Origin of the sequence: Holdemania filiformis DSM 12042, from assembly GCF_000157995.1 — a bacterium.
Taxonomy (GTDB): domain Bacteria; phylum Bacillota_I; class Bacilli_A; order Erysipelotrichales; family Erysipelotrichaceae; genus Holdemania; species Holdemania filiformis.
On sequence record NZ_GG657562.1, the window covers coordinates 375,324 to 387,555 of the forward strand.

The following is a 12,232-nucleotide window of genomic DNA, read 5'->3' on the forward strand; positions in this document are numbered from 1 at the left end:
ATAAACCAATACGGCTTGTATTCGTTCTGGCTTTCCGGTAGAACGGCATAGCCCAGATCATCAACCATAAAGGTGTGATCCACCTGTTTATCCGTATTTAAATACTGAATTTCAGTTTCATTGAGATCGCTGTAGGCCAGCTCCCAGTCGCCCGTTTCATAGACCGCCTTGCGTTCCATATAATCAAGAAAAGAGGAAGCGAACACGCTGACGGCCGTGATCATTGCGACGGAAATAACGATCCCCATCCCCGTGAACAACGTGCGCCGGCGGTTGACCTTCAGCGATTGAAAGGTATATTGATGCAGAATATTCATTGCCGGATCACCTGATCGGAACTGATCCGCCCATCCTCTATCGCGATGATGCGGTCGGCCTGCAGCGCGATATTTTCATCGTGGGTGATGACGATGCAGGTCTGATTGCGCTGCTTGTTCGATATTCTCAGCAGCGTCATGATCTCCTGAGTGTTGCGGCTGTCCAGATTGCCGGTCGGCTCATCCGCCAACAGAATCGCCGGATGATGGATCAACGCTCTTCCGATCGACACCCGCTGCTGCTGGCCGCCGGAAAGCTGGCTGGGCAGAAAATTCCGCTGCTTGGTTAATCCCAGCTGCTCTAACAGCTGATCGACTGTGTCCCGGTCGACTTTGCGTCCGTCCAGACGCAGCGGCAGCGTAATATTCTCCTCGACCGTCAGCACCGGAATCAAATTGTAAAACTGGTAGATCAGACCGACTTGACGGCGGCGGAACACCGCCAGCTTATCTTCCTTTAAGTCCGTAATCACCGTTCCGTCGACGACGACCTGACCTTCGCTGGGCTGATCGACGCCGCCCAAAATATGCATCAGCGTTGATTTTCCTGATCCGGAAGGTCCGACAATCGCAACAAACTCGCCTTTATTCACCGTAAAACTAACATGATCCAGCGCCGCGATCTGCAGCGCTCCGCGGCCGTAAAACCGGCTGCAGTTTTGCACGCTTAATATTTCCATGAGTATTCCTCCTGACACAATCAATATAAACGAAACGGATGACACGCCGATGAAACCGCGGATGACAAATTCGTCATGTTAAATCACCTGGCGGACAAACCGGATTAAAAACCGCGATCCCCGGCCCGGCGTACTTTCCACGCTGAGTGTTCCAGCCTGTGCGGCTAAAATCTGCTGGGACATCGCCAAACCGATGCCGACGCTGTCCGGCTTCGCATTTTTACCACGGTAAAACCGTTCAAATAAGTGCGGCAGATCCTGCGGATCGATCCCTTCCCCGTTGTCCTCGATCACAATCTGATCGACCAGGGCTGTGCGCGTACAGAGAATCCGGATCTGTCCGTTGGGCGCGTGTTCGGCGCAGTTGCGCAGAATATTCCCCAGCGCTTCCGCCGTCCAGTTTTCATCGACCGTCAAAACAAACGATTCCGGACATTCCAGCACCCATTCCACATTATTCCGCAGCATCTCCGCTTCCGCTTGGGACAACGCCTTGTTAATCAGGGCGCGGATCGTTATGGAATTGGGCAGAAACTGCACCGCCCCGGCCTGCAGCTTCGCCATTTTAAGCAGCGACTGAATCAGCCAGCGCATCCGCGTCAGCTGGGCAGCGATCAAACGCAGAAATTCCTGCTGCCGAACCGGATCCATGTCCGGCTGCTGCATCAGATCGACCATCATCATCATCGAGGTCAGCGGTGTTTTCAGCTGATGAGAAATATCGCTGAGCGAATCGGAAAGAAACTGCTGCTGCGCCTGCAGCTGTTCCGCACTTTCCCGCAGCTGAACCGTCACCTTATAGATCTCGCTGTGCAGAATACTCAGTTCGCCTTCCTCATAATCCTGCGGATTCATTTGATAAAGACCTTCCCGGACTCTGCGCATCTGATCGTTCAGCTGCCGCAGCCGGCGGTAGCGCCACGCCGTAAACAGACAAAACGCACTGATCAAAACAGCGGCCAGGCTGACACAGACAATCAGCATCTCCCGGGACGCCGCCGCGGCGATCAGAAAAAAGGGCAGGCATAATCCGATGCAGCCCAGGATAAAAATTTTAATTTCACGATTTCGCATCTGTCATTCCCCCAGTTTGTAGCCTAACCCCCGGATCGTCCGGATCAGCTGCGGATGCGCCGGATCATCTTCCAGCTTTTCCCGCAGCCGTTTAATATAAACCGTCAGCGTATTGTCATTGACGTATTCCCCGCCCAGATCCCAGATCGCTTCAAACAGCTGGTCGCGCGTCATGACCTGATTGCGGTGCGTCGCCAAAATTAATAAAAGCCGGTATTCCATGCCTGTCAGAAAGACTTCCTGATTATTCTTAAACACCCGCGCAGCGATCGTATTGATGCTTAAATCCTGATAGTTGATCGTCGTTTCGGCCTGTTTTTTTCCGGCCCTGCGCAGTACGGAATTCATCCGGGAAATCAGCTCGCGCACGCGAAATGGCTTCGTGATGTAATCGTCCGCCCCCAGGTCCAGCCCCATGACAATATTGACCTCATCGTCACAGGCCGTCAGAAAAATCACTGGAATTTCTTTCAGCCGGGAGTCCTCGCGCATCCGCTTGCAGATCTCATAGCCGCTGCCATCCGGCAGCGTCACGTCCAGCAGCACCAGATCAAAGCTCTCCTGTTGGATCAACTCCAGCCCCTGCGTCTTGGTCATCGCGGTCATGACCTCGTAGCCTTCCTGACTTAGCGTATATTGCAGCGCCGTTAAGATCGCGCTGTCATCCTCTACGCAGCAAATTTTATTCATGTTTATCACCTGGTTTTATTATAACCGATCTGACCGCCTGACACATGACGAGTTCGTCACTTTGAAACTGACAATTTCATGACGATTGTCCCGGGCCGATTGTTGCCGACTTGGATTTCCTTTATAATAGCCTTAAGTTAAGGGGCTATCAACAGCCTTAGAAAAAGAAAGAAGGCGTCATCATGACAAAGTGGAAACGTTTTGCGGACAGCTGGAAATGTTCGGTAATTCTGATCGCGGCGATTTTAGGCTGCTTATTTTTTCTGCCGGAGATGCGCAGCATCCGCCAGCTGATGTTTGCCCCTGCCGCCATCAAGCCGCAGGATTTCTGGGATATTCAAATTCAAAACACTGACAACGAACAAACTGAGATCATCTTTCAGCCGTATTCCTATGAGGAACAAACGTTTTTCCAGGCGTTAAGCGAACGGAGCTGTCTGCTTGCGGCAATCAATGATCATCCGCTTCAGGTGATATTTCCCGGGCAATCCATAAAACTCCATGAAAATGATCAAATCCGCCTTCTCTGGCTGGTCGATCCTCAATTAAAATCACAGCTTAAATCGCGTGTGATTCCAGATCAAGCCTTGGTTTTCACTCACGGCCAGCTGCAGGAGGACGTTGATCATGAATAAGAAAATACGGATTCTGAATATTATTTTAAGCTTGATTTTAATTGGGATTGTCGTTGTTCACTTTCTATTTGAAGTACCCGCACTCCATTTCAGTCAGCCGATTATCGAGGAATGGGAGGATGACTTCGCCAGCGGCGGTGGCTTCGGCGATGCGCTAACCGACGCGATCGAAACCGCGGCCAGTAATCAGGATTGGCAGCGGGCCTGGCAATTGAGTCAGCTGTACGCTTTCGTTTATGCCAGACCGGACATTCAAAACGGAAAACTCTGTTGGATTGACACCACGGGCGGACAAAGAAAAACGATCTGCGGCGTTTTAGAACCGTAGCGATTCAAGTACCCGATTCTCTTTATCGGCTATTCGCTTCCTATTCAGTAATTGATAAACAAGACACATTGTAAGAATCCCCCTATTTTGTAAAAAATCCCCATTCCATTCATTATTGAAAGAAGGATAACGCATGATGCTTACTTTTCAAGCCGCTTTCGAAGAAGAAATCGATCTTATTTACCAGCTGTATCGACGTTGTGTTCAAACAAGCCGCGGCAGTTGGGATGACGAATACCCGACCCGTGATTTTGTGGAACAGGATTATCTTCGCCAGGGATTAATGACTTTGAAAAACGAACAGAGCGAGATTGTCGCGGCGGGTGCAATCACGCCGGCGGATGAGCTGGAAGATTTGAAATACTCCACGGCTTTGCTTCATCCTCTGGAATTTAGCCGTTTAGCCGTAGATCCGCAGTTTCAGGGGCGGGGATATGGTAAGCTCCTGCTGGAGGTTTAATAGAAGAAGTACGCAAGCGGGGCGCTGATGGAATTCAGTTGTTAGCGGCCAAAGAAAACGCACCGGCCCTGGCCTTGTATCGCAGCGCTGGTTTTCAAGAGAAAGGCAGCTGCCGGATGTATGATACTGACTTCATCCTGTTTGAAAAGAAATTGTAAAAGAAGATAAAGCTCAAAAAAACAGGAAGTCCACTTCTGCCTCAGCGGTCAGATTGACTTCCTGTTTTATTTTTATTGTGTCAGAACAGGCAGACCTGAAATCCAACTTACGACAGCCAGAAAATAAGTCTGTCTACGACGAACTGGACAAGGAAATGAAAACAAACTCACGGATTGAAAATTATGTTCAATTCACTGATTAAATCCAAATACGTTGTGATCAGAGCATCCCAGCTCTCTGGAGTTTGAAAGCTGATAACAGCTAACACACCCCGTAGTAACCAGAAACGGATCGCCGCCCATAGTTTGGGCTGATCAATCGCTTGATATGTGTCGCCATAACTGTTCAAAAAGGCTTCGATCATTAAAGGATACAGCACGTGATCGGGTTCGTTTTGAATACACGAGGAAAGACTGGCGGCTAAATCAAAATAACCATCGCCCAGCCGCGCTTCGCCAAAATCGATGATCCGCAGACCCGAGGTTATCCAAAGCATATTCCACAATCCCAAATCTCCGTGTATCGGCTGATCTTCACGCAGATTAATTATCAAGCTGTCCTGAAGCAAACGTTGAATTGCAGCCTGATGCTCCGCGGTGACCGCAGTCGGGAACCATGCGATCCGGCATTGTGCTTTCTGCTTCAGTTGTCCTAAAGCAAAACGGTCAGGAACAACCGGCAGAGTCATCCGCTTGTGGAACAAAACTTTCTGCATTCGCGCCACGGTCTTTCCTACATGCGCGGCCAGTTCCACGCCCCGTGGTTTGCCCGGCGACAGCTGCAAGTATTCTTGAAAATTATAGAACTGTCCTTGATCTTGAACATAAGTAGCCTGTGTTTTTGTGAGCTTAAGACCAGGTGCAATTCCCTGCGGCGCCAAAACAGCGGTGAATTCTGCTTCCGTCTTGGCTTGAGCTTCCGACGCGATTTCCCTGAAAATTCCCTGAGTTTTACCACACATGATCTTGCGGGCATGACTGGAAATACCACTATGAATTTCTTCTATTATTATTGGTTCTTCTCCCGGCAGCCACTGCCGAAGAATTTTTTCTAATCGTTCCGTTTCCATTGAATGCTCCCTCATCTTTAACTGATCGTGTAAAAAGCTGAACCAAACAGTTCAGCCTTTTCTATTTCTTTAAATTCGTCGTCGCTTTTACGATGTTCAGCAGAATCTCTATCACCTTGTGCATCTCCTGCACGCTGCATACCTCGTAACGGCCATGGCAGTTCGCCCCGCCCGTGCCCAAGTTCGGACATGGCAGACCCATGAACGTCAGCCGCGCTCCATCGGTGCCGCCGCGGACTTTTTCCACCCATGGCTGCAAACCCGCTTCCGTGATCGCCTGTTTCGCCAGATCTACAATCCATTCCTGATCCTTCAGGATTTCCTTCATATTTCGATACGATTCCTTAATTTCCACCTGCACCAGCGGCTGTCCGTATTTCTGATTCATATACGTCTCCGCCGCCTTCATCGTGGCCATCTGCGCCTGAAACTGCTCGCTGTCATGATTGCGGATGATATATTCCATCACCGTCTGTTCGACATTGCCCTCCATATTGTTCAGATGATTAAAACCTTCGGTCCCCTCGGTATATTCGGGACGGTTGAACACCGGCAGCATCGCGTGGAATTCCATCGCGACGTTCAGGGAATTGATCATCTTGTGCTTCGCGCTGCCCGGATGGATCGAGAAACCCTGGACTGTGACCTTCGCGCTGGCCGCGTTGAACGTTTCATCACTGATCGCTTCCATCTCACCGCCGTCGACCGTATACGCGAAATCCGCGTGGAAATTCGCAACGTCGAACAAATCTGCGCCGCGGCCGATTTCCTCATCCGGCGTAAAGCCGATCCGGATCTCGCCATGCTTGATTTCCGGATGCGTCAGCAGCGTTTCCGCCATCGTCAGAATATCCGCGATGCCCGCTTTATCGTCCGCCCCCAGCAGCGTATTGCCGTCGGTAACGATCAGATCCTGGCCTGTATATCGCACCATATTCGGGAAATCGCTGACCTTCAGCGTAATCTTGTCGTTCAGCGCGATGTCCTTGCCGTCGTACTGGGAAATGATCCGCGGATTCACGCCTTCGCCGCAGAAATCCGGCGCGGTGTCCATGTGCGCGATAAAGCCGACGGTCGGCACCTCATAGTCCAGATTCGACGGGATTCTGCCGTACAAATAGCCCTGATCCTCCCGAACCTCCTGGATGCCCAGCTGTTCCATTTCTTCTTTCAATACCTTTAACAGATCCAGCTGACAGGCCGAGCTGGGAACAGTCGGACTTTCCGGATCCGAAACTGTGTTGATTTTCGCATAGCGAATTAAACGCTCTTCTGGGGTCATAATTTATTCCTCTTTTCTTCCCATTGCAGGCTTTCAATCATCATATCAAAAAACTCAGCGTCAAACGTCGAATTCTTGGGACTGCAGGCATAAAACCCAACCTGCGCGACACCCTCGGTGAACGGCAGCGCAAACTCCCGCAGCCATTTAAATTTCTGACCATTAAACGAAAATTCGACGCGGAATTCATTCTGCCACCGGTGCAGCCGCAGCGTCAGCGTATGAATGCCGCTGGAGATCGGCATGCCGGCCCAGTCAGAGAAACCGCCGTAAGTCACCGTCGAACAGACCGATGACGCTTGTTCATCGCGATATTCAATTCCCGCCTTGCACCAGCAGGAAGGATCGCTCATGACAAAAATCCCCAGCTGATCATAAACTTCATGCAGCTGCGCACGAATCGTCACCGTCAGTGTGAAATCCTGACGAATCGGAAGCAAGAGCGCATGCCCGTTGAATTTATTCAGCTGACGGGCCTGGTTGATCCAGAAATCCGTCGCCGGTTCTGTACTGAAGAGGATCCGGCTGCGTCCGATCGTCCATAAGGACGGACGGTTCATCCAGACCAGCAGTGAAGTATCCAGCCGTTTTTTCATACTTATCCTTCCTAACTATTTTTATTATATCAAATTCCCCGGCAAATAGGTTTTTGAAAGTGAAAAGAAGATGAAAAGAAGACGAATTTCAGGCAATCGAATTGACTTTTTTATTTAAATGGTTAATATTTAATGCATTAATTATTTAAAATCAAGGATTGGGGATGACTGTATGCACTATGAAGCCGATGAAAATGAGCTTATGAATCTTGTACGGAGTGTGAACAATCACATGAATCACGTATTAAATCAGTTTTATTCACCTTACGGTTTAACACGTCCGCAAGCGATAGTTCTTTCGGAAATTGAACGTAATGGTCCGGTTACCGTCAGTCTTCTGGCGCATCGTCTGGGCATGACCACCAGCAATCTCTGCCTGATTGCGCAGCGGCTGGAGAAAAGCGGCTTCTTAAAGCGAAAACGGGATCCGCAGGATCAGCGCAGCGTGATTTTGATCAATACCGCCAAAAGCCACGACCTGATCCATCAGGTACAGGAAAACGTCAATGAAATGATCCGGCAGCGGCTGGAATACACCGATCCCGAAAATATGGATAAGATAATGGAGGGACTGCGGTTGTTAAACGCCGTCATGATGAAACAGAATCAGGGGGACAAAGCATGCGATTAGGAATAGATATTGGTTCGACGACGATCAAATATGTCGTCCTGGATGACGCGGGACGGTGCATTGATCAGGATTATCAGCGGCACAGCTGCCAGATCACGGAAAAGCTGATCGAGGTGCTGCAGAAAGTATCCGCCAAATACAATCAGCCGGCCATGGCGTTAGCGGTGTCCGGCTCCGCCGCGATGGGTCTGCAGGAAAAATGCAGCCTGCCGTTTGTGCAGGAAGTGTACGCGACCCGGATTGCCGCGACGAAAAGACTTGAGGAAGTCGACTGCATCATCGAGCTGGGCGGCGAAGACGCGAAGATTCTGTTTCTCAGCGGCGGTCTGGAAGTCCGGATGAACGGCACCTGCGCCGGCGGCACAGGCGCGTTTATCGATCAGATGGCCACGCTTTTAAACTTAAGTGCGGAAGAAATGAACGAAGCCGCCAAACAGGCGGAAAAGATCTACACGATCGCCTCCCGCTGCGGCGTGTTCGCCAAGTCGGATATCCAGCCGCTGATCAACCAGGGCGCAGATAAAGAGGATCTGGCCGCCAGTATTTATCAGGCGGTCGTCAATCAGACGATCCAGGGACTGGCGCGAGGGGACGTAAAATCGAAGGTCATGTCGTCTATTTGGGCGGACCGCTGACCTTTAACAGCGAGCTGCGCGCGGCGTTTGATAAAACATTGAAGCTCACCGGGGTCTGTCCGGAAAACAGCCTGTATTACGTCGCGATCGGCACCGCGTTATTAGCGGAAGAGCCGGTGAATTTCGCCGACGCGATCAAACAGCTGCAGACGATGGACGCGTCCGGCTTTGTCCGTTCCCTGCCGCCGTTGTTTGCGGACGAGGACGAATATCGCCGGTTCAGCGAGCGGCATCAGCGCAATCAGGTCCGGGTTCATGAACCGAAAGAAATCACCGGCCGCTGTGCTCTGGGCATTGACGCCGGCAGCACGACGGTCAAAATGGTGCTGATCAACGAACAGGAAGAAATCCTGTATTCGATGTATCAGCCCAACCAGGGCAACGCGCTGCAGTTGGTCCGGGAAGCGCTGATCGAATTGATGCGCGCCAACCCGCGGATGGAAATCGTGTCCAGCTGCGTCACCGGCTATGGCGAAGATCTGATCCGCAGCGCCTTCGGCGTCGACGCCGGCATCGTGGAAACGATGGCGCATTTCACCGCCAGCCGCAAATATATGCCGGACGTCGACTTCATCATCGACATCGGCGGTCAGGATATCAAATGCTTTAAAATTCATAACGGCACGATCGACAACATCTTCCTGAACGAAGCCTGTTCCAGCGGCTGCGGCAGCTTCCTGCAGACGTTCGCCAATGCGCTGGGCTATGAAATTGAGGATTTCTCGCGGCTCGGCCTGTTCGCCAAACATCCGGTCGATCTGGGCAGCCGCTGCACGGTCTTCATGAACTCCTCAGTCAAGCAGGCGCAGAAGGACGGGGCGACAATCGACGAAATCTCCGCGGGCCTGTCGATCAGCGTTGTTAAAAACGCCTTGTATAAAGTCATCCGGACCGCCGACGCGCGGTCTCTGGGCAAACATATCATCACCCAGGGCGGCACCTTCTATAACGACGCGGTGCTGCGGGCCTTCGAGCAGGAACTCGACACCAAAGTTATCCGGCCGAACATCGCCGGTCTGATGGGCGCTTACGGCTGCGCGCTGCATGCCCTGCGCCATTGCCCGGATGCATCGTCGCTGCTGAATCTTGATCAGCTGGAACATTTCCACAACGAGATCCGCTATGTGCAGTGCGGTTTGTGCAACAACCATTGCCGGCTGACCGTCAATCAGTTTTCCGATGGCCGCAAATATATCGGCGGCAACCGCTGCGAACGCCCGGTTACGAAAAAAAGCACGGCTCAGGACTTAAACATCTACGCCGTCAAGCGCGAGCTGTTAAGCCAGTACAAGCCGGTTCCCGGCCCACGGGGGAAAATCGGCCTGCCGTTAGCCTTAAATATGATGGAGCTGCTTCCATTCTGGCACACCTTCTTCACGGAGCTGGGCTTCGAGGTCGTCACCTCCGGCTTCGCTTCGCTGGAAAAATACCAGAAAGCGCAGAACTCAATTCCTTCCGACACGATCTGCTTCCCGGCCAAGCTGGTTCACGCCGCGATCCAATCGCTGCTCGACCAACAGATCCCGGCGATTTTCTATCCGTGCATGACCTACAACATGCGTGAAAAAAATGCCGACAACAATTATAACTGTCCGGTCGTCGCTTACTATCCGGAAGTCATCGCCGCCAATATGCAGCAGGTGACGCAATGTGATTTCATCTACGATTACGTCGGCATTCACCGTCAGAAGAATTTCCCGGTCAAGGTTCATAAAATCCTGAGCCAGCACTTCCGCGTCGGTCTGCGCGAGGTGATCAAAGCCAGCAAGAAGGCGTATGAGGCTTATGATCAACATCTGGAAACAATCCGGCAGAAAGGGCAGGAAATCATCACGCAGGCGCAGCTGGATGACCGTGAAATCATCGTGCTGGCAGGCCGGCCGTATCATGCCGATCCTCTGGTTTCCCATGATATCGACAAACTGATCACCAGCTACGGCGCGGCGGTCATCAGCGAGGATGTCATCAATGAGGAAGTCGGCAAGAAGGAGCTGGGCGTCTGGAACCAATGGACATATCACTCCCGGCTGTACGCCGCGGCCCGTTATGTCGCGACACAGGAAAAGATGAATCTGGTGCAGCTGGTTTCCTTCGGCTGCGGCGTCGACGCGATCACAACCGACGAAGTGCGGGAGATCCTTGAGGAACACGGCAAGATTTACACGCAGATCAAAATCGACGAAATCACCAACCTGGGCGCGGTCAAAATCCGTCTGCGGTCCCTGTTCGCCGCGTTGAAGCAGGAGGATGAACATCATGACTGATAATAAAGTTTTATTCACGAAAGAAATGCAGAAGGATTACACGATCCTGATTCCGATGATGGCGCCGATCCACTTCCAGCTGCTGCGCAACGTGCTGGTCCACAGCCGGTACAACGTCGAGCTGTTGGAAAACACCGGTCCTTCAGTTGTCGAGCAGGGGCTGAAGTATGTCCATAACGACACGTGTTATCCGGCGCTGCTGGTCATCGGTCAGATGATCGACGCACTGAAAAGCGGAAAATACGACGTTCACAAAACGGCGCTGATCATCACGCAGACCGGCGGCGGCTGCCGCGCGAGCAATTATATTTATCTGCTACGCAAAGCCTTGAAAAAAGCAGATCTCGGCTTTGTCCCGGTTATTTCCCTGAATTTATCGGGGTTGGATTCCCAACCAGGTTTAAATTAAGCCTGTCGATGCTGCAGAAGATGTTGTGCGCGCTGGTCTATGGCGATCTGTTAATGGATCTGACCAATCAGGTACGGCCGTATGAAGTGACTTCCGGTACTGCCGATCAGCTTTGCCAGCACTGGATTGACGACCTCAGCCGCCAGTTTGACCGCCGTCAGGGCTTATCCATCAGCGATATGAAACGCAATATGCGTGATATTGTCATGTCTTATGCCGCGATTGAGCGGGAAAAACGGGACTTAGTCAAGGTCGGCATCGTCGGTGAAATCTATATTAAATATTCACCGCTGGGCAACAACAGCCTGGAGAAGTTTTTGGCGGAGCAGCAATGTGAGGTAAAGCTGCCGGGGATGATGGGCTTCATGTTGTACTGCGTCTACAACGGCGTCGAAGACGTCAAGCTGTACGGCGGCGGTTTCGTCAAAAAACAGCTGATGAGTTTCGTCTACTCGCTGGTGCTGAAGCTGGAGAAAATGACGATCGACGCGATCCGCACTTATTCCGATTTTGAAGTGCCAGGCTCATTCCCGGAAATGAAAGCTGGCGCTGAGCAGATTATCGGTCTGGGTGCGAAGATGGGCGAAGGCTGGTTATTGACCGGCGAGATGGTTGAATTGAATAAAGCAGGGTTTAAAAATATTATCTGTACCCAGCCGTTTGGCTGTCTGCCGAACCATATCGTCGGTAAAGGCATGATCCGCAAAATCCGTGAACAGGATCCGGACTGCAACATTGTCGCGATCGATTATGACCCAAGCGCAACGCAGGTCAATCAGGAAAACCGGATTAAGCTGATGTTGTCCATCGCACGGGAAAATATGAAAAAAGCAGAAACTGACACAGCGTCCATACCTGTACCCGAGGCCGAATAGCTCAAAATTCAATATAGCGCAAGAAGGCTGAATCCGCCTTCTTTTTTGTCTTTAGCCTCCTGATCTTAGCGCTGTTTTGTTTTGATTTCTATTTGGGATCCGCGACCTTTACAGCTTGTGAAAAAGAA

Annotated in this window: 15 protein-coding genes; 8 read left to right on the forward strand and 7 right to left on the reverse strand. The window is 51.4% G+C overall.

All coding sequences use genetic code 11. From position 1 onward, the window contains the following. The 4 genes from HOLDEFILI_RS19970 to HOLDEFILI_RS17625 form a co-directional block, all read right to left on the reverse strand. Window positions 1-317, reverse strand: a 317-nt coding sequence (locus tag HOLDEFILI_RS19970; protein ID WP_006061293.1) for a hypothetical protein, incomplete at its 3' end; no start/stop codon positions are given. Continuing rightward, window positions 314-997 (reverse strand): ABC transporter ATP-binding protein, encoded by a 684-nt coding sequence (locus tag HOLDEFILI_RS17615; protein ID WP_006061294.1) that lies wholly within the window; start codon window positions 995-997, stop codon window positions 314-316. The genes HOLDEFILI_RS17615 and HOLDEFILI_RS19970, both read right to left, overlap by 4 nt. Before the next feature lie 78 nt (window positions 998-1,075). Then, window positions 1,076-2,071 (reverse strand): sensor histidine kinase, encoded by a 996-nt coding sequence (locus tag HOLDEFILI_RS17620; protein ID WP_006061295.1) that lies wholly within the window; start codon window positions 2,069-2,071, stop codon window positions 1,076-1,078. Between the two features lie 3 nt (window positions 2,072-2,074). Further along, window positions 2,075-2,761 carry a response regulator transcription factor gene (locus tag HOLDEFILI_RS17625; RefSeq protein WP_006061296.1) on the reverse strand — a complete coding sequence of 229 codons (687 nt, stop codon included), beginning with the start codon at window positions 2,759-2,761 and terminating at the stop codon, window positions 2,075-2,077. 182 nt (window positions 2,762-2,943) lie between these two features. On the opposite strand from HOLDEFILI_RS17625, the gene HOLDEFILI_RS17630 reads away from it, so the two are divergent. The 3 genes from HOLDEFILI_RS17630 (at window position 2,944) to HOLDEFILI_RS17640 (ending at window position 4,184) form a co-directional block, all read left to right on the forward strand. Then, window positions 2,944-3,396 carry a hypothetical protein gene (locus HOLDEFILI_RS17630; RefSeq protein WP_006061297.1) on the forward strand — a complete coding sequence of 151 codons (453 nt, stop codon included), beginning with the start codon at window positions 2,944-2,946 and terminating at the stop codon, window positions 3,394-3,396. Further along, window positions 3,389-3,724: a hypothetical protein gene (locus HOLDEFILI_RS17635; protein WP_006061298.1), complete on the forward strand. Its 336-nt coding sequence runs from the start codon at window positions 3,389-3,391 to the stop codon at window positions 3,722-3,724. The genes HOLDEFILI_RS17630 and HOLDEFILI_RS17635 overlap by 8 nt, the downstream gene beginning before the upstream one ends. A gap of 133 nt (window positions 3,725-3,857) precedes the next feature. Further along, window positions 3,858-4,184 carry a GNAT family N-acetyltransferase gene (locus HOLDEFILI_RS17640; RefSeq protein ID WP_006061299.1) on the forward strand — a complete coding sequence of 109 codons (327 nt, stop codon included), beginning with the start codon at window positions 3,858-3,860 and terminating at the stop codon, window positions 4,182-4,184. Between the two features lie 325 nt (window positions 4,185-4,509). On the opposite strand, the gene HOLDEFILI_RS17645 is transcribed toward HOLDEFILI_RS17640, so the two are convergent. From HOLDEFILI_RS17645 to HOLDEFILI_RS18660, 3 genes are all read right to left on the reverse strand, one after another. Further along, window positions 4,510-5,412, reverse strand: coding sequence for a phosphotransferase (locus HOLDEFILI_RS17645; protein WP_039865414.1), 903 nt, complete (start codon window positions 5,410-5,412; stop codon window positions 4,510-4,512). A gap of 61 nt (window positions 5,413-5,473) precedes the next feature. Continuing rightward, the gene (gene pepT, locus HOLDEFILI_RS17650; RefSeq protein WP_006061302.1) at window positions 5,474-6,694 is read right to left on the reverse strand and encodes a peptidase T; all 1,221 of its coding nucleotides are present in this window, start codon (window positions 6,692-6,694) and stop codon (window positions 5,474-5,476) included. Beyond that, entirely contained in the window at window positions 6,691-7,290 is a 600-nt protein-coding gene (locus tag HOLDEFILI_RS18660) for a DUF1349 domain-containing protein (protein ID WP_006061303.1), read from the reverse strand. Before HOLDEFILI_RS18660 ends, pepT begins: the two co-directional genes overlap by 4 nt. Window positions 7,291-7,522: 232 nt before the next feature. On the opposite strand from HOLDEFILI_RS18660, the gene HOLDEFILI_RS17660 reads away from it, so the two are divergent. Genes HOLDEFILI_RS17660 through HOLDEFILI_RS17675 form a run of 5 tightly spaced genes read left to right on the forward strand, consistent with a single transcriptional unit; the run spans window position 7,523 to window position 12,104 of the window. Next, window positions 7,523-7,921: a MarR family winged helix-turn-helix transcriptional regulator gene (locus HOLDEFILI_RS17660; RefSeq protein ID WP_167317164.1), complete on the forward strand. Its 399-nt coding sequence runs from the start codon at window positions 7,523-7,525 to the stop codon at window positions 7,919-7,921. Continuing rightward, window positions 7,912-8,556, forward strand: a complete 645-nt coding sequence (locus HOLDEFILI_RS20335) for a BadF/BadG/BcrA/BcrD ATPase family protein (protein WP_006061305.1) — start codon at window positions 7,912-7,914, stop codon at window positions 8,554-8,556. The genes HOLDEFILI_RS17660 and HOLDEFILI_RS20335 overlap by 10 nt, the downstream gene beginning before the upstream one ends. Then, window positions 8,541-10,820, forward strand: a complete 2,280-nt coding sequence (locus HOLDEFILI_RS20340; protein WP_006061306.1) for an acyl-CoA dehydratase activase-related protein — start codon at window positions 8,541-8,543, stop codon at window positions 10,818-10,820. The genes HOLDEFILI_RS20335 and HOLDEFILI_RS20340 overlap by 16 nt, the downstream gene beginning before the upstream one ends. Beyond that, complete coding sequence (locus tag HOLDEFILI_RS20410) at window positions 10,813-11,229, forward strand: 2-hydroxyacyl-CoA dehydratase (RefSeq protein ID WP_279625261.1); 417 nt, start codon at window positions 10,813-10,815, stop codon at window positions 11,227-11,229. Before HOLDEFILI_RS20340 ends, HOLDEFILI_RS20410 begins: the two co-directional genes overlap by 8 nt. Window positions 11,230-11,237: 8 nt before the next feature. Next, window positions 11,238-12,104: a hypothetical protein gene (locus HOLDEFILI_RS17675; protein ID WP_006061308.1), complete on the forward strand. Its 867-nt coding sequence runs from the start codon at window positions 11,238-11,240 to the stop codon at window positions 12,102-12,104. The last annotated feature ends 128 nt before the right edge of the window (window positions 12,105-12,232 follow it).